The sequence below is a fragment of the Aeromonas sp. ASNIH2 genome, from assembly GCF_002934795.1.
GTDB classification, from domain to species: Bacteria; Pseudomonadota; Gammaproteobacteria; order Enterobacterales; family Aeromonadaceae; genus Aeromonas; species Aeromonas caviae.
This window is the reverse complement of record NZ_CP026406.1, coordinates 693,466-709,049: the sequence shown is the minus strand read 5'-3', so window position 1 is coordinate 709,049 and position 15,584 is coordinate 693,466. Positions and strand designations below refer to the sequence as shown.

Here is a 15,584-nt window from a genome sequence, read left to right as displayed (position 1 = left end):
GGTTGACGGGAGGAAGACGCAATGGCCTGGTTGTCTCTGTTGGTGGCGATAGCCCTGATCGGGTGGTTGATGACGCTGGGGCGCGGTGCCCTGTTCGAGGTCCGGCTCGCGCCGGGCAAGGTGGTGGTGAAGCGGGGCTCGGTGCCGCCGCGCTTTGTGACCCAGGCGACCCAGATCCTGCACCATGAGGCGGTGCGCGGGCGCATCCTGGGCCTGCGGGACGGCAACGGGGTGAGGCTGGTCTTCTCCCGCTCCATCCCCGAGCCCGTGGCCCAGCGCCTGCGCAACATCTTCCCCTACGGGGATTACCGGGGGCTCTCCCCGAGCCCTGACGGGCGAAAATCACGCTGAGCGGTCGCCGTGGCGGCCCTCATTTCCAGACGCCGGGCCCTGTGCCCGGCGTCTGCGTTTTCAGGGTTTCGCCAGGAGGCCCTGTTGCGGTCAGCGCGGCCCTTGCAGGGGCCTGATCGCCTCGACCAGAAAGTCGATGAAGGCGCGGGTCTGGGGTTTGAGGAAGCGGCCGCCACGAAACACCGCGTGGATCTCGTCCTGGCGATCCTCGTAGGGGGAGGCGAGCCACTCTGGCAGCAGCGGCAGCAGGGTGCCCTCGTCGATGCTTTGCTGCACCATCCAGCTCGACAGCAGCAGCACGCCGCATCCCGCGAGGGCGGCGCAGAGCAGGGGCGTGCCCCCGACCGAGGCAAGGTTGCCCTGCACCGCCACCTTCTCGTGCTCCGTGCCCTGCTGGAAGTACCAGTGCTGGCGCTGGCGCCCATGGCCGCGAATGAGGCAGTTGTGGTGGGCCAGCTCGGCGGGATGGGCGGGTTCGCCATGGCGGGCCAGATAGGCGGGGGAGGCGACCAGCAGCGAGCGGTTGGTGAGCAGATGACGAGTGTGCAGGCTGCTGTCGGCGGGCTTGCCGATGCGCACCGCCACGTCCACGTTCTCGGCATCGAGATCCACCATGCGGTTGTCCAGCGCAACCTCCAGGCGCACCCCGGGGTAGCGGGCGAGGAAGTCGGGCAGGCGGGGAGAGAGCCAGGACGCGCCGAAGCTCTCGAACACCGAGACCCGCAGCGGCCCCTCTGGCGCCACCGAGAGGGGTTGCAGGGATTGCACCAGCTGATCCGCCTCCTCCAGCAGGGGCAGGGAGCGGGTGAGAAAATAGGCGCCCTGCTCGGTCAGCACCAGTTGGCGGGTGCTGCGCTTGAAGAGCGGGATCCCGAGCTGCTGCTCCAGGGCGTCGATGGCACGGGTCACGGAGGAGGGGGCCTGGTTGAGGGCGCGGGCGGCACGGGAGAAACTGCCCGATTCCACCACCTGGGCCAGGATGCGGATGCGATCCAGCATGGATTCACCTTTGCGATAAACGCAAAACTGTTGCAGGTTATGACGATATTCTAATCAACAATGAAAAAGTGAACAATCAGCTCACCGCCCCATCCGGGGTCCATCAAAGGAGTCTTGCCATGTCACACCGTATCCAGCTCGCCAACCAGGTGCCCGCCGCCGTCTCGGCCATGATGGGCCTCGAGTCCTACCTCGGGGGCACCGACATTCCTCTGTCGCTCAAGGAGCTCATCAAGTTGCGCGCCTCCATGATCAACGGCTGCGCCTACTGCATCGAGATGCACGCCGACGTGGCGATGAAGCACGGGGAGAGCGCCCAGCGTCTGCTGGCGCTGGCCGCCTGGCAGGAGTCGCCGCTGTTCGACGCCCGGGAGCGGGCGGTGCTGGCCCTGACCGACGAGGTGACCCTGATCGCCGACAAGGGGCTCACGACGCAGACCTATGAGGCGGCGCTGGCCCAACTGGGGGAAACCCTGCTGGCCCAGTGTCTGGTGCAGGTGGTCACCATCAACGCCTGGAACCGGATCGCCGTGGCGACCCGGATGGAACACGATCACTCCTGACTCCGACTCCGAGGGAGGGAGAGAAAACGATTGTCAACGGGCCCGCATAAGGGCCCGTTTTGTTACGAAGTGTGCCCTCTGGCGCCAGGGGTTGCGACCGTTGTCGGGGGGCGGGAAGTTAATCATACATTCGTTTGATTAATTATTTTTTTTATCTTCCCCGAAAAATACCCATCCAGATCAAGGTGTGGAAAAATGACCTGTGAGTCGAAAAGGGGCTGTATGGCTCTTTTTTGATCGCAATGGCGGGTTGAAAACAGACCATATGGATCTTTTTGGTTAATTGGTGGTCACTTTTGGTGGCGTGAGAGATTAACGGAAGATGAATTGCCGCGGTGTAACTTGAATAAATTGGTCATTGTCAAGGGATTAACATCTGATGCCGCTTTCCATCACCTTTTGAACATTTTTGGGATTAATTTTTCATGTTGTTCACATGCCGGTCTGATGCAATAAAATGCTGCATTTTTTTATACCAATAAGCCTTCAAAAGATGAGGACATTGCATGAGACTCTTTGATGTGAAGAGGGGCTTGGGCGCTTTGCTGCTGCTCGCGACCGCCAGCTTGCTGAGTGGCTGCGACATGGCACTGATGAGCCCCAAGGGGCAGGTCGGTATGGAGCAGAAGTCACTGATACTCACCGCACTCGGCTTGATGCTGATCGTGGTGGTGCCCGTGATTGTCATGGCGGTGGCGTTCGCCTACAAATACCGGGCGTCCAACACCAGTGCCACCTATGCGCCGGACTGGGCCCACTCCAACAAGATTGAGGCAGTCGTCTGGACTGTACCCGTCATCATCATCGTCATCCTGGCGGTGATCACCTGGAAAACTTCCCACTCCCTCGACCCCTACAAGCCGCTGGAATCGGACGTCAAACCGGTTCAGGTGGATGTCATTTCCCTGGACTGGAAGTGGTTGTTCGTCTATCCGGAGCTGGGCATTGCGTCGGTCAACGAGCTGGCCTTCCCGGTCAACACCCCGGTCAACTTCCGGGTGACCTCCGACACCGTGATGAACTCCTTCTTCATCCCGCAACTGGGCGGCCAGATCTACGCCATGGCCGGCATGCAGACCAAGCTGCACCTGATTGCCAACGAGGCGGGCGAGTACAAGGGCATCTCCGGCGGTTACAGCGGTGCCGGTTTCTCCGGCATGAAGTTCAAGGCCATCGCGACCCAGGACCAAGCCGGTTTCGACGCCTGGGTAGCCAAGGTGAAGGCCTCTTCCAAGGCCCTGAGCACCATGGATGAGTTCAATGCCCTGGCCAAGAAGAGCGAAAACCACCCGGTGGAGTACTTCGCCAGCGCCGATCCCAAGCTGTTCGTCAACATCATCAACAAGTTCATGGGCGGCATGTCCCATGGTGGTCACGCCACCCCGGCTGCGGGCTCTGCGGATCACGAGGGCATGAACCACGAGGCCATGAACCATGACGCCGCCCCGAAAGCGGGTGCCATGGACCACGAAGGGATGAACCATGAGGCCTCGCAAGAGGACGCCATGGAGAACCAGGCCATGAACCATGACGCCCATGCCGGACACATGGCCATGTCGGCCGACAAGAGTGTGAAAGCAGGATCCGAGGAATAATCGATGTTTGGAAAATTGACACTCGAGGCTATTCCGTACCATGAACCCATCATCATGGTCACGATAGCCGGTATCATTCTGGGGGGCCTGGCCATCGCCGGTCTCATCACTTACTACGGCAAGTGGCAATATCTGTGGAAAGAGTGGCTGACCTCGGTCGACCATAAACGCCTCGGTATCATGTATCTCATTCTGGGCATGGTCATGCTGCTGCGTGGCTTTGCCGACGCCGTGCTGATGCGTGGCCAGCAGGTCATCGCCTCCGGGGGTGGCGAAGGCTACCTGAATGCGCACCACTACGACCAGATTTTCACCGCCCACGGCGTCATCATGATCTTCTTCGTGGCCATGCCGCTGGTGATCGGTCTGATGAACATCGTGGTGCCGCTGCAAATCGGTGCCCGTGACGTGGCCTTCCCCTTCCTGAACAACCTGAGCTTCTGGTTCACCGCCGCGGCCGTGGTGCTGATCAACGTCTCCCTCGGGGTCGGTGAATTCGCCCAGACCGGCTGGCTGGCCTATCCGCCCTTGTCGGGGCTGGAGTTCAGTCCCGGGGTCGGGGTCGATTACTGGATATGGAGTCTGCAGATTTCGGGTCTGGGGACCCTGCTGACCGGCGTGAACTTCTTCGCCACCATCATCCGCATGCGTGCCCCTGGCATGACCATGATGCGCCTGCCGGTCTTCACCTGGACCGCCCTGTGTGCCAACATCCTGATCATCGCCTCCTTCCCGATCCTGACCGTCACCATCGCCCTGCTCACCGCAGACCGCTACCTGGGTACCCATTTCTTTACCAATGACATGGGTGGCAACATGATGATGTACATCAACCTGATCTGGGCCTGGGGTCACCCCGAGGTGTACATCCTGGTGCTGCCGGTGTTCGGGATCTTCTCCGAAGTGGTGGCGACCTTCTGCAAGAAGAAGCTGTTCGGTTACACCTCCCTAGTGTGGGCAACCGTGGCGATCACCGTGCTGTCGTTCATCGTCTGGCTGCACCACTTCTTCACCATGGGGTCCGGCGCCAACGTGAATGCCTTCTTCGGCATCACCACCATGATCATCTCCATCCCGACCGGGGTGAAGATCTTCAACTGGCTGTTCACCATGTACCGCGGTCGCATCGAGTTCACCTCGCCCATGCTGTGGACCGTCGGCTTCATCATCACCTTCACCGTGGGTGGCATGACCGGGGTACTGCTCTCCGTGCCGGCCGCCAACTTCGTGCTGCACAACAGCCTGTTCCTCATCGCCCACTTCCACAACGTCATCATCGGCGGCGTGGTGTTCGGCTGCTTCGCCGGTATCACCTACTGGTTCCCGAAAGCGTTCGGCTTCAAGCTGGATGACGTCTGGGGCAAGCGTGCCTTCTGGTGCTGGATCACCGGCTTCTTCGTGGCCTTCATGCCACTCTACGTGCTGGGCTTCATGGGCATGACCCGTCGTGTCAGCCAGAACATCGATCCCGAGTTCCACGGCTGGCTGGTGGTCGCCGCCTGCGGCGCCGGTCTGATTGCCCTGGGCGTGCTGTGCCAGGTCATCCAGATCGTGGTCAGCATCCGCGACCGCGAGAAGAACCGCGACCTGACCGGCGATCCCTGGGGTGGCCGTACCCTGGAGTGGGCGACGTCCTCTCCGCCGCCGTTCTACAACTTCGCCATCGAGCCGAAGGTCACCGGTCTGGACGCCTTCTGGGAAGCCAAGGCTGACGGCAGCGCTTACAAGAAGCCTGCCCAGTATGCCCCCATTCACATGCCGAAGAACTCCGGTGCTGGTGTCATCATCGCCGCCTTCAGCGTGGTGTTCGGCTTTGCCATGATCTGGCACATCTGGTGGATGGCCATCGCCGGCTTCATCGGCATGATCGCCACCTGGATCATCCACAGCTTCAACGACGATGTGGACTACTACGTACAGGTTGACGAGATCGAGCGCATCGAAGGTCAGCATTTCGACAACATCAACAAGGTGGCTTAATTCCATGGCGACTGACGTACTACATCACTCTCACGGTGCCCATGAGGATGGGCACCACGATGCCGGTGCCACCAAGGTATTCGGTTTCTGGATCTACCTGATGAGTGACTGCATCCTGTTCGCGACCCTGTTCGCGACCTATGCGGTCCTGGTCAACGGCACTGCCGGCGGCCCCACCGGCAAGGACATCTTCGAACTGCCGTTCGTGTTCGCCGAAACCATGCTGCTGCTGCTGAGCTCCATCACCTTCGGGTTCGGCATGCTGGCCATGAACAAGAACAAGGTCGCGGCGGTCAACACCTGGCTGTTCGTCACCTTCCTGCTGGGTGCCGGCTTCATCGCGATGGAAATCTACGAGTTCCATCACCTGATCGTGCACGAGGCGGGCCCGGATCGCAGCGGCTTCCTCTCTGCCTTCTTCACCCTGGTGGGGACCCACGGTATCCACGTGACCAGCGGCCTGGTCTGGATCATCGTGATGATGGTGTCGATCACCAAGAAGGGGCTGACCGAGCGCAACCGCACTCGCCTGATGTGCCTGAGCCTGTTCTGGCACTTCCTCGACGTGGTATGGATCTGCGTCTTCACCGTGGTCTATCTGATGGGGGTCATGTAAATGAGTCATTCCGTTGACAATCACGGCGCCAGCCACGGCAGCGTCAAGTCCTACATGATTGGCTTCGTGCTGTCACTCATCCTGACCGCCGTTCCGTTCTGGATGGTGATGGACGGCTCCGCCTCCCACGCCGTGGTGCTCGGCACCGTGGTGGCCATGGCGGTGGTGCAGATCTTCGTTCACCTGGTCTACTTCCTGCACATGAACACCTCCTCCGAGGAGCGCTGGAACCTGGTGGCACTGGTCTTTACCGTGCTCATCATCGCCATCGTGGTCGTGGGTTCCCTGTGGATCATGTACAACCTCAACATCAACATGATGGTTCACTGAGCGGGTTGATGATGATGAAGCAATACCTGCAAGTGACCAAGCCGGGCATCATCTTCGGCAACCTCATCTCGGTTATCGGGGGATTCCTGCTGGCCTCGAAGGGGAGCCTGGATGTGCCCCTGTTCATCCTGACCATGGTGGGGGTGTCACTGGTGGTGGCCTCCGGTTGCGTGTTCAACAACTACATCGACCGGGACATCGACTGCATCATGGAGCGCACCAAGAACCGCGCCCTGGTGCGGGGGCTCATCGCCCCCGGTGTCTCCCTCTGGTATGCGACGGCGCTGGGCGTTGCGGGCATTGCACTGCTCTACTTTGCGGCCAATCCGTTGGCCGCCTTGCTGGCGGTGCTGGGCTTCCTGGTTTATGTGGGGGTCTACAGCCTCTACATGAAGCGCCACTCGGTCTATGGCACCCTGGTCGGCAGCCTCTCCGGCGCCGCGCCGCCGGTCATCGGCTACTGCGCGGTGAGCGGGCAGTTCGACTCGGGGGCCCTGATCCTGCTGGCGATCTTCAGCCTGTGGCAGATGCCGCACTCCTATGCGATCGCCATCTTCCGCTTCAAGGACTACCAGGCCGCCAACATCCCGGTGCTGCCGGTGGTGAAGGGGATCCCGGTGGCCAAGCTCCACATCACCCTCTACATCCTGGCGTTCATGGTGCCGACCCTGATGCTGTTCCTCGGCGGCTACGCCGGGTACAAGTATCTGGTGGTGGCCACCGCGGTGAGCGTCTGGTGGCTGGGGATGGCGCTGTCGGGCTACAAGGCGGCGGTGGACGACTCCCTCTGGGCGCGCAAGCTGTTCATGTTCTCCATCGTCACCATTACTTGCCTGAGCGTGATGATGTCGGTGGACTTCCAGCCGGACGCAGCGCCTGTATTGGTGAGCATGCTGCCCTGACGCTGGAGCTGACATGTTCTCCATCGTCGTCATCATCTTCACCTGCCTGAGCGTGATGATGTCGGTGGGCTTCCAGCCGGACGCAGCGCCGCTGCTGGTGAGCATGCTGCCCTGATAGTGTGAACTGCACCCCTTAAATGCATGAAATCCAGAGCCGGGAATCTTCCCGGCTCTGCTATTATGGGCGCCGCCCTGCGAGGGGCATCACCGATTTTTCGGGGGCGGCCGGGCGCCTGTCACCCCTTTCTTTCTCTCTTCTTTTTGACTCATCGAGGCCCTCATGAATGATTTCACCATGACGAGGGGCGAGCGACGCGCGACCTGGGCGCTCGGCTCCGTCTTCTCGCTGCGCATGCTCGGCATGTTTATGGTGCTGCCGGTGCTGACCACCTACGGCATGTCCCTGGCGGGCGCCTCGGAGGCGCTCATCGGGCTTGCCATCGGCATCTACGGCATGACCCAGGCCCTGTTCCAGATCCCCTTCGGCCTGCTCTCCGACAAGGTGGGGCGCAAGCCCCTCATCGTCGGCGGCCTGCTGATGTTTGCCCTTGGCAGCGTCATCGCCGCCCTGAGCGACTCCATCTGGGGGGTCATCGTCGGGCGCGCCCTGCAAGGGAGCGGCGCCATCTCCGCCGCCGTCATGGCGCTCCTGTCGGATCTCACCCGGGAGCAGAATCGCACCAAGGCCATGGCCTTCATCGGGGTGAGCTTTGGCATCACCTTCGCCATCGCCATGGTGACCGGCCCCCTCATCACCCATGCCCTGGGCTTGTCCGGCCTCTTCTGGCTCATCGCCCTGCTGGCCCTGGCCGCCATCGCCATGGTGCTCTGGGTGGTGCCGACCCCGGCGGCCCACCTGCAAAATCGCGAGTCCGCCATGGTGCGAGGCAGCTTTCGTACCGTGCTCACCAACCCTCGCCTGCTCAAACTCAACCTCGGCATCCTCTGCGTCCACACCCTGCTGATGTCGAGCTTCGTGGCCCTGCCGCCCCTGCTGGAGCGTGCGGGCCTGCCCCGTGACAGCCAGTGGCAGGCCTATCTGGTCACCATGCTGATCGCCTTCGTGAGCGTGGTGCCCTTCATCATCTATGCCGAGAAGCACCGCCGGATGAAGCGGGTCTTCATCGGGTGCGTGGTGGTGATGCTGGCCGCCGAGCTGGTGCTCTGGCAGAGCGGCCAGCAGCTGTGGGGTCTGCTCGCCGGGTTGCAGCTCTTCTTCATCGGCTTCAACGTGATGGAGGCGCTGCTGCCGTCCCTCATCAGCAAGGAGTCCCCGCCGGGCTACAAGGGCACCGCCATGGGGGTCTACTCCACCAGTCAGTTCCTCGGGGTCGCCATCGGCGGCAGTCTCGGCGGCCTGCTCTACAGCCTGGGGGGCGGCCCCCTGGTGTTTGGCGGTTGCGCCGCCCTGGCCCTCGCCTGGCTCGGGGTGAGCCTCACCATGGCCGAGCCCCCCTATGTGAGCAGCCTGCGCATCGTGCTGCCGGAAGGGGTCGAGGCCACCCCGGCCCTGGAGCAGCGGATCCGCGCCTGCGAGGGGGTAAGCGACGTGCTGCTGGTGCGCGAGGAGCACTCCCTCTACGTGAAGGTGGACAGCAAGCGCCTGACCCGCAGCGATCTGGAGCGGCTGGTCTCGTTGTGATGGCTGGCGGCGCAGGCGCGGGCTGAAGGGCGGCTGCTATGCTGAGATCCTCACTCACAGGAGGAACCTCTGATGTCATACGTGGACGGATTCGTGCTCGCCGTGCCGACGGCCAACAAGCAGGCCCTGATCGATCATGCGGGGCAGTTTGACCCCATCTTCCTCGAATACGGCGCCACCCGGGTGCTGGAGTGCTGGGGGGACGACGTGCCCCACGGCAAGCAGACCGACTTTTATCGGGCGGTGGCGGCCAGGGAGGATGAAACCGTGGTCTTCTCCTGGGTGGAGTGGCCGAGCAAGGCGGTGCGGGACGACGCCATGGGCAAGATGATGCAGGACCCCAGGATGGATCCCGCCAATCCCCTGCACCAGACCATGCCGTTTGACGGCGCCCGCATGATTTTCGGAGGCTTCACCACCGTGCTGGAGCTCAAGGGCTGAGACCGGCCATCGGGGCTTCACCCTGGTGGCCGGAGCGCAAGGGCCGATAGCAACACCCAGGCCCGTCAGATGATGAAAAAGCCCGCCAGCCGGCGGGCTTTTTGCTGGGCGTTATCTCATGGTCGCTCTCCATGGGGGATGTTCAGCCCGGGCGCCAGAAGGGCTTGTCCCCGAGAATGGTGGCCCTGTGCATCACCCGGCGGGCCGGCAGGTAGTCGGCATTGGCATAGTGCTGGGTCACCCTGTTGTCCCAGATGGCGATGTCGTTCTCCTGCCAGCGCCAGCGCACCTGAAACTCGGGGCGGGTGATGTGCTCGAACAGAAAGCCGAGCAGGGCCTCGCTCTCTTTGGGGGGCAGCCCGGGCAGCCGGGTGGTGAACCCCTCGTTGACGAACAGGGCCTGACGGCCGCTCACCGGATGGGTGCGGATCACCGGGTGGCGCAGGGGCGGGTGACGGGCCACGGCCGCCTGCCAGCGCTGGCGCGCCTCTTCGCTGTCATCATGGCGATGGGCCGGGAAGGACTTGGTGAAGTCGTGCTCGGCTTCCAGCCCTGCCAGCAGGGTTTGTAGGGGCGGGGAGAGGGCCGCCAGCGCCGCGATGCCGCTGGCCCAGAGGGTGTCCCCCCCGGTGGGGGGCAACTGCTTGGCGGCCAGAATGGCCAGCGCCGGGGGCGTCTCGATAAAGGTCACGTCGGTGTGCCAGTTGTCGTTGTCCGGCGGATTGTCGTCGTGGGTATCGAGCACGATGATCTCCTCGGCCTCCTCCGTGTGGGGGTAGACGGGGTGGATGTGCAGATCCCCGAAGCGGTTCGCCAGCGCCCGCTGGGCTCGCGGGGTGATGGGCTGGTTGCGAAAGAACAGCACCTGGTATTTGAGCAGGGCGCGATGGAGCTGCTCGAACTGCCCCTGGCTCAGGGGCTCGGCCAGATTGACGTCGGCGATGACGGCGCCGATGTGGGGGCCGAGGGGGGTAATGGTCAACTTGTCGGTCATGGTCTTGCTCCATGTCTGGGGGCGTGAAGGCCCGATGCCAATAGGAAAGGGGGGCGAAGGAAAGAGGTCAGCCTGTGGCTCATTGTCCTTCTCCATGCCAGGGGGTGAGCCTGCGCTGCAGGGCGCGCAGGCCCAGTTCCAGTACGAAGGCGATCAGGGCGATCACCAGGATGCCCGCCAGCACCACGTCGGTGGCGAGAAACTCGCCGGCGGATTGCACCATGAAGCCCACCCCCCGGGTGGCGGCGATAAGCTCGGCCGCCACCAGGGTGGACCAGCCCACCCCGAGCCCGATGCGCAGCCCGGTCAGGATGTCCGGCAGGGCGCCGGGCAGGATCACGTGCCAGAGCACCTGGGACCGGGATGCGCCCAGCGCCTGGGCCGCCCGCACTCGCACCGCGTTGGCGCTCTGCACCCCCGCCAGGGTCGCCAGGGCCACGGGGGCGAAGATGGCCAGATAGATGAGCAGTACCTTCGATGTTTCACCGATGCCAAACCAGATCACCATGAGTGGCAGGTAGGCGAGCGGTGGCACCGGGCGGTAGAGCTCGATGAGGGGATCCAGCACGCCGCGCACCGTGGGGGAGAGCCCCATGGCGATGCCCACCGTGATGCCAAAGAACGCCGCGGCAGCGAGCGCCACCAGGATGCGCCCCAGGCTGGCCCCCAGGTGTTGCCACAGGGTGGCATCCATAAAGCCCGCAGGGCCTGCGATGGTGATGAGCTGTGCCAGCACCCGCTGTGGGGGCGGCAGGAACAGGGGATCGACCCAGCCGAAGTGGGCCACCAGCCACCACAGGGCCAGCAGCACGAGCAGGGTGGCGAGGCTCAGGGTCAGGCGGCGGGACAGGGGCCAGCCCGCTGCCCGTGCGTGGGTGAGATCCCGTTGCCGGGCGAGGGCGAGGGTCATGCGAAGGCCTCCCGCTCTGCGAACACCCGTTCCAGCACGTATTCACGGCGCTCGATGAAGGCCGGATCGGACTTGATGCTGCGGCAGGGCTCCCCGGCGGCGAAGCGGCGACCGAAATCCAGGGTCAGCCGCTCCGTCACCCGCCCGGGGGAGAGCAGCACCAGATCGGTGGCCATGAAGATGGCCTCCTCGATATCGTGGGTGATGAGCAGCACCTGACGCCGGTGCTCGTGCCACAGGCGCAGCAGCAGAGTCTGCATTTGCTCCCGGGTGAAGGCGTCCAGGGCGCCGAAGGGCTCGTCCAGCAGGAGCAGGCGGGGCTGGGTGGCGAGGGCCCGGGTGATGCCGACCCGCTGGCGTTGGCCGCCGGAGAGCTGCCAGATGGCGCGATCGCCGGCCCCCTCCAGCCCCACCTGACGCAGCAGTGCCCGGGCCTGTTCGGTGCGCTCGGCCCTGGGCACGCCCGCCAGCTGCAGGCCGAGGGCCACGTTGTCTCGCACGTTGCGCCAGGGCAGCAGCCCCTCGCTCTGGAACACCACGCCGCGCTCGGCGCCGGGGCCGGTGACCGGCTTGCCCTCAAGGCTTATCTGGCCGTGGTGGCAAGGCTCGAAGCCCGCCACCAGGTTGAGGAGGGTCGTCTTGCCCGAGCCCGAGGGCCCCAGCACCACCATCAGCTCCCCCTCGGACAGGGAGAGGTTGATGTTGTCGAGCACCCGCCTGCCGGCGTACTCGGCGGACACATGAGAGAGCTGCAGCATGGTCGTCTCCTTGGATTTACTGGGCCACGGCTTTCACGAAGCGATCGGTCACGAACTGGCGGTAGTCCGAGGCGGCGTTCGCGACCTTGCCCTGGCTCTCGAGGAAGCGGGCGGTGTCGATGATGGTCTGGTTGACGAGGCGCCCGAGCTCGGCACTCTGGGCCTTCGCATCGAGGTAGGTGTTGCCCTTCACCAGCGCGGGAACGTCCGCCTCGGGAACGCCGCTCAGCTTGGCCAGCTTGGCGAGGTTGTCCGGCTTGGTGAGCCAGCCGTCGGGGTTGGCCAGGTAGTCGCGCTGGGCGGCCAGGGTGCTGTTCACGAAGGCCTGCACCACTTCGGGGTGGGCCTTGGCAAAGTCCTTGCGCACTACCCAGACATCCAGGGTCGGCGCCCCCCAGTCACCCACCTGGGCGGAGTCGGTCAGCACCTTGCCCTCCCTGGTGAGCTGGTTGAGGGCGGGGGCCCAGACATAGGCGCCGTCGATGTCGCCCCGCTGCCAGGCGGCGATGATGGCCGGTGGTTGCAGGTTCACTATCTGCAGCTCGGCGGGGTCGACACCCCAGTGCTTGAGGGCCGCCAGCAGGCTGTAGTGAGTGGTGGAGGTATAGGGCACGGCGATGCGCTTGCCCGCGAGATCCTCGGGTTTCGCGAGCCCCTGCTTCACCACCAGGGCCTCGGACTCCCCGAGCTTGGAGGCGAGCAGGAACACCTCGATGGGCAGGTTCTGGCTCGCCGCCACCGCCAGGGGGCTGGAGCCGATGTTGCCTATCTGCACGTCACCAGAGGCGAGCGCCCGTACCACGCTGGCGCCGCTGTCAAACTTGCGCCAATCCACGGTGGCGCCGCTCTCCCTGGCGAAGCTGTTGTCGGCCTGGGCCACCTTGGCGGGTTCGGCGGAGGTCTGGTAGGCCACGGTGACGTCGAGGGCCTGGGCGGACTGGCCGAGCAGCATGGAGGCCGCGAGCCACAGAGAGATGCCTTTTGCTGTCATGATGCACTTCCTTGTTGGGGGTGTTGGAAGCCACATCTTTATCTGAACATCCCCGGGGGCGAAGGAACGAGAAGGGTGTTCTCATGCCGTTTGGTTCTTAGAAAAAGAACGGTAAATCAATGATCTGATTGAGATATGCCAGAAAGTGGATAGCTTGCTCACCCGCCGTCTATCGGGTGGCTGGCGCAAGGGGCCAGCAGGTGCGTGCAGGGGCCAGCCACCAGGGGGCGCAGTGACTGGCAGGGGGAAGAGAGGAAAAGGCCCCGCCAGGGTGGCGGGGCCGGGGGATCAGCGCTCCACCAGCGGGGCCGAGCGGTAGCTCCACAGGCCATAGGTGCGCAGGGCGTCCCGGTAGATGCCAAGCAGCTCCTCCGGGCTTGCCTTGGCCAGGGCCGAGAGGGGCTTGTCCGGGTAGGCGACGCTGTCGATGCGGATGTTCGCCGGGCCGCTCTGCCAACAGGCGATTTCCAGCAGGGTCTGGCCCCGGCGCACATGGCTCGCCGAGCTCACCAGGGTGGCGAACTCAATCTCGTGGCGGGCGAGGGCATAGCCGCTGTAGAGGGCGTTCTCCACCGTGCTGGTGGCGTAGTTCTCCTCGATGATACGGGAGCGGTCGATGCCCTTTTTCGCCAGCCAGTCCGCCATCAGCTTGCCCTCGGTCTGGCGGTTCTGGGGCACGCCGCCGGTGAGGATGACGAGGGCCGCCGGATCGGCCTGGGCCAGGGCGCGGGTGGTCTCGAGGCGTCCCAGCAGGATGTCGTGCATGGAGCCGTCGGGATTGAGGGCATAGCCCAGGGTGACGATGGCGCGGCGCCCCTTCTTCTCGCCCCGTCCCTGACGCTCCTTGAGGGGGGTGGCGACCACTCTGTCCACGGTGGCGAACAGCCGCTGCAAGTCGGCGGCGCGACCGGCATTGAGCTCGCCGACCCGCTTGAGGTAGCCATCGGATTTGGCCTGGTTGCCCTTGAAGCGCTGCCAGGTGGCCAGATAGGTGTTGATGTCCAGATCGTCCGGGGCGGCGGTGAGGGCCTGCTCGAACAGGGCGATGGCCCTGTCCACGTTGCCGTTGTAGATCTGGGCGTTGGCCGCCGAGATGAGCAGATCGGTGCGATAGGGCTCGAGCTGGTGGGCCTCCAGCAGCAGGGTGGTCACCTGCTCCATGTTGCTCGGCATCTTGGCGGTGAAGCCCGCATCGGAGACCCGGGCGGGGGAGTGGAAGATGCGGGCGGCGTCTGCCAGCAGCTGATCCACCACCTGGCGCTTGCTGATGAACTGCTCGTAATTCTGCTCCTTTTGCAGGGAGCGCACCGGGGCGGCCCAGGCATCGGATGAGACAAAGAGCGGCAGCGTCAGCAGGCTGGTGAGGGTCAGGGCAATCGCGGTTTTCTTCATCATGGGGCTCCCTCTGGGGTGCGGGGCGCGATGCCGTGGCTCGTCCCCTGAATGCTTTTCCAATAAAAACAGATGCTTGGTTTGCTGCTTACTCTACTCCCTTCCCGATGAAAAAAACGTGAACCGTTCCGGTTATCCCGATGCCCCCCTCAGCGCAGCCCCAGACGCTCCTGCAGGAAGGCCAGCCAGGCCTCCACCTTGGCGGGCAGGTGGCGGCGCTTGGGATAGACGCACCAGATGCCGTGCTCGGGCAGGGCATGGTCTGGCAGGACGGGCACCAGCCGCCCGATGGCGAGATCCCGCGCCACGATGAAGTCCGGCATGTTGCCGATGCCAAGCCCCGCCAGCAGCGCGGTGTGGATGGCATCGCTGTTGTTGACCTCGAAATTGCCCCTAGGGGTGATGGCCACCTCTCCTTCGGGCCCGTGCAGCCGCCATTGGGTGCCGCCGCGAAACAGGGAGTAGAAGAGGCAGTTGTGGCGCTCGAGATCCGCCGGGGTGTGGGGCGTGCCGGCCTGCGCCAGGTAGGCGGGGGCGGCGCACAGGGTGCTGAGACAGGGGGCGAGGCGGCGGGCGACCAGGCTCGAATCCTCCAGCTCGCCGATGCGCACCGCCACGTCGAACCCCTCGGCCACCAGATCCTGCCGGGCGTCGCTCATCTCCAGCTGCAACTGCACCTCGGGGTGAAGGGCGAGAAACTCGGGGACAAGGGGGGCGATGTGGCGCCGGCCATAGACCATGGGCACCGTCACCCGCAGCAGGCCGCGGGGGGCCGATTGCAGGGCGCCGATGGCATCTTCCCCGTCGTTGGCCAGGCGTACTGCATGGCGCACCGTCTCGAAGTAGCGCTCCCCCGCCTCGGTGAGGGTGAGGGAGCGGGTGGTGCGATAGAGGAGCTGGCAGCCGAGGGCCTGCTCGAGCTGGCTCACCTTCTTGCTCAGCACCGACTTGCTGAGACCGAGCTGACGGGCGGCGCCGGAGAAGGTGCCCGACTCCACCACGGCGACGAAGGCGGGGAGCAGGGCGAAGGCTTCCTGGTTCATGTTGTTCTCGATATGGAAACAATGTTGTTCCAGGATGGTAGATTATCCCCAAATCAAAAACAATTTACCCTGCTCGT

15 protein-coding genes and 1 pseudogene are annotated in these 15,584 nt (G+C 64.0%); 9 read left to right on the top strand and 7 right to left on the bottom strand.

Annotated elements, in window-relative coordinates:
- Positions 1-21: 21 nt before the first annotated feature.
- The gene (locus C3F36_RS03250) at positions 22-351 is read left to right on the top strand and encodes a DUF3634 family protein (protein WP_042881649.1); all 330 of its coding nucleotides are present in this window, start codon (positions 22-24) and stop codon (positions 349-351) included.
- A gap of 90 nt (positions 352-441) precedes the next feature.
- Here C3F36_RS03250 and C3F36_RS03245 read toward each other — a convergent pair whose 3' ends face one another.
- Positions 442-1,350, bottom strand: a complete 909-nt coding sequence (locus C3F36_RS03245) for a LysR family transcriptional regulator (protein ID WP_104454456.1) — start codon at positions 1,348-1,350, stop codon at positions 442-444.
- A gap of 119 nt (positions 1,351-1,469) precedes the next feature.
- Here C3F36_RS03245 and C3F36_RS03240 point away from each other — a divergent pair, with 119 nt between their 5' ends.
- The 8 genes and pseudogenes from C3F36_RS03240 (at position 1,470) to C3F36_RS03200 (ending at position 9,419) form a co-directional block, all read left to right on the top strand.
- A complete protein-coding gene (locus tag C3F36_RS03240) occupies positions 1,470-1,913 on the top strand; it encodes a carboxymuconolactone decarboxylase family protein (RefSeq protein WP_010673680.1) in 444 nt (147 codons plus the stop codon).
- 506 nt (positions 1,914-2,419) lie between these two features.
- A complete protein-coding gene (gene cyoA / locus C3F36_RS03235) occupies positions 2,420-3,508 on the top strand; it encodes a cytochrome o ubiquinol oxidase subunit II (protein WP_080767819.1) in 1,089 nt (362 codons plus the stop codon).
- Between the two features lie 3 nt (positions 3,509-3,511).
- The gene (cyoB, locus tag C3F36_RS03230; protein WP_041211612.1) at positions 3,512-5,488 is read left to right on the top strand and encodes a cytochrome o ubiquinol oxidase subunit I; all 1,977 of its coding nucleotides are present in this window, start codon (positions 3,512-3,514) and stop codon (positions 5,486-5,488) included.
- Positions 5,457-6,104: pseudogene (locus C3F36_RS03225) on the top strand (cytochrome o ubiquinol oxidase subunit III); the annotation flags it as partial. The gene cyoB and the pseudogene C3F36_RS03225, both read left to right, overlap by 32 nt.
- On the top strand, positions 6,105-6,434 hold the full coding sequence (locus C3F36_RS03220; RefSeq protein WP_010673684.1) for a cytochrome o ubiquinol oxidase subunit IV: 330 nt from the start codon (positions 6,105-6,107) through the stop codon (positions 6,432-6,434).
- Between the two features lie 8 nt (positions 6,435-6,442).
- Positions 6,443-7,336 (top strand): heme o synthase, encoded by an 894-nt coding sequence (cyoE, locus tag C3F36_RS03215; RefSeq protein WP_010673685.1) that lies wholly within the window; start codon positions 6,443-6,445, stop codon positions 7,334-7,336.
- A 280-nt stretch (positions 7,337-7,616) separates the two neighbouring features.
- Entirely contained in the window at positions 7,617-8,978 is a 1,362-nt protein-coding gene (locus C3F36_RS03205) for an MFS transporter (protein WP_104454455.1), read from the top strand.
- Positions 8,979-9,050: 72 nt separating this feature from the next.
- A complete protein-coding gene (locus tag C3F36_RS03200) occupies positions 9,051-9,419 on the top strand; it encodes a DUF1428 domain-containing protein (RefSeq protein ID WP_010673687.1) in 369 nt (122 codons plus the stop codon).
- Between the two features lie 142 nt (positions 9,420-9,561).
- Here C3F36_RS03200 and tauD read toward each other — a convergent pair whose 3' ends face one another.
- From tauD to C3F36_RS03170, 6 genes are all read right to left on the bottom strand, one after another.
- The gene (gene tauD, locus C3F36_RS03195) at positions 9,562-10,413 is read right to left on the bottom strand and encodes a taurine dioxygenase (protein WP_104454454.1); all 852 of its coding nucleotides are present in this window, start codon (positions 10,411-10,413) and stop codon (positions 9,562-9,564) included.
- A 79-nt stretch (positions 10,414-10,492) separates the two neighbouring features.
- A complete protein-coding gene (gene tauC / locus C3F36_RS03190; protein ID WP_104454453.1) occupies positions 10,493-11,323 on the bottom strand; it encodes a taurine ABC transporter permease TauC in 831 nt (276 codons plus the stop codon).
- The gene (gene tauB / locus C3F36_RS03185) at positions 11,320-12,081 is read right to left on the bottom strand and encodes a taurine ABC transporter ATP-binding subunit (RefSeq protein ID WP_104454452.1); all 762 of its coding nucleotides are present in this window, start codon (positions 12,079-12,081) and stop codon (positions 11,320-11,322) included. The genes tauC and tauB overlap by 4 nt, the downstream gene beginning before the upstream one ends.
- A gap of 16 nt (positions 12,082-12,097) precedes the next feature.
- Positions 12,098-13,072, bottom strand: coding sequence for a taurine ABC transporter substrate-binding protein (gene tauA / locus C3F36_RS03180; RefSeq protein WP_069785309.1), 975 nt, complete (start codon positions 13,070-13,072; stop codon positions 12,098-12,100).
- 288 nt (positions 13,073-13,360) lie between these two features.
- Positions 13,361-14,464: an ElyC/SanA/YdcF family protein gene (locus C3F36_RS03175; RefSeq protein ID WP_069785308.1), complete on the bottom strand. Its 1,104-nt coding sequence runs from the start codon at positions 14,462-14,464 to the stop codon at positions 13,361-13,363.
- 149 nt (positions 14,465-14,613) lie between these two features.
- On the bottom strand, positions 14,614-15,507 hold the full coding sequence (locus C3F36_RS03170; protein WP_104454451.1) for a LysR family transcriptional regulator: 894 nt from the start codon (positions 15,505-15,507) through the stop codon (positions 14,614-14,616).
- Between the last annotated feature and the right edge of the window lie 77 nt (positions 15,508-15,584).

Excerpts from the sequence above, each read along its gene's own strand:
- C3F36_RS03250 (WP_042881649.1), top strand. The coding sequence starts at position 22 with ATGGCCTGGTTGTCTCTGTTGGTGGCGATAGCCCTGATCGGGTGGTTG.
- C3F36_RS03245 (WP_104454456.1), bottom strand. The coding sequence starts at position 1,350 with ATGCTGGATCGCATCCGCATCCTGGCCCAGGTGGTGGAATCGGGCAGT.
- C3F36_RS03240 (WP_010673680.1), top strand. The coding sequence starts at position 1,470 with ATGTCACACCGTATCCAGCTCGCCAACCAGGTGCCCGCCGCCGTCTCG.
- cyoA (WP_080767819.1), top strand. The coding sequence starts at position 2,420 with ATGAGACTCTTTGATGTGAAGAGGGGCTTGGGCGCTTTGCTGCTGCTC.
- cyoB (WP_041211612.1), top strand. The coding sequence starts at position 3,512 with ATGTTTGGAAAATTGACACTCGAGGCTATTCCGTACCATGAACCCATC.
- C3F36_RS03220 (WP_010673684.1), top strand. The coding sequence starts at position 6,105 with ATGAGTCATTCCGTTGACAATCACGGCGCCAGCCACGGCAGCGTCAAG.
- cyoE (WP_010673685.1), top strand. The coding sequence starts at position 6,443 with ATGATGATGAAGCAATACCTGCAAGTGACCAAGCCGGGCATCATCTTC.
- C3F36_RS03205 (WP_104454455.1), top strand. The coding sequence starts at position 7,617 with ATGAATGATTTCACCATGACGAGGGGCGAGCGACGCGCGACCTGGGCG.
- C3F36_RS03200 (WP_010673687.1), top strand. The coding sequence starts at position 9,051 with ATGTCATACGTGGACGGATTCGTGCTCGCCGTGCCGACGGCCAACAAG.
- tauD (WP_104454454.1), bottom strand. The coding sequence starts at position 10,413 with ATGACCGACAAGTTGACCATTACCCCCCTCGGCCCCCACATCGGCGCC.
- tauC (WP_104454453.1), bottom strand. The coding sequence starts at position 11,323 with ATGACCCTCGCCCTCGCCCGGCAACGGGATCTCACCCACGCACGGGCA.
- tauB (WP_104454452.1), bottom strand. The coding sequence starts at position 12,081 with ATGCTGCAGCTCTCTCATGTGTCCGCCGAGTACGCCGGCAGGCGGGTG.
- tauA (WP_069785309.1), bottom strand. The coding sequence starts at position 13,072 with ATGACAGCAAAAGGCATCTCTCTGTGGCTCGCGGCCTCCATGCTGCTC.
- C3F36_RS03175 (WP_069785308.1), bottom strand. The coding sequence starts at position 14,464 with ATGAAGAAAACCGCGATTGCCCTGACCCTCACCAGCCTGCTGACGCTG.
- C3F36_RS03170 (WP_104454451.1), bottom strand. The coding sequence starts at position 15,507 with ATGAACCAGGAAGCCTTCGCCCTGCTCCCCGCCTTCGTCGCCGTGGTG.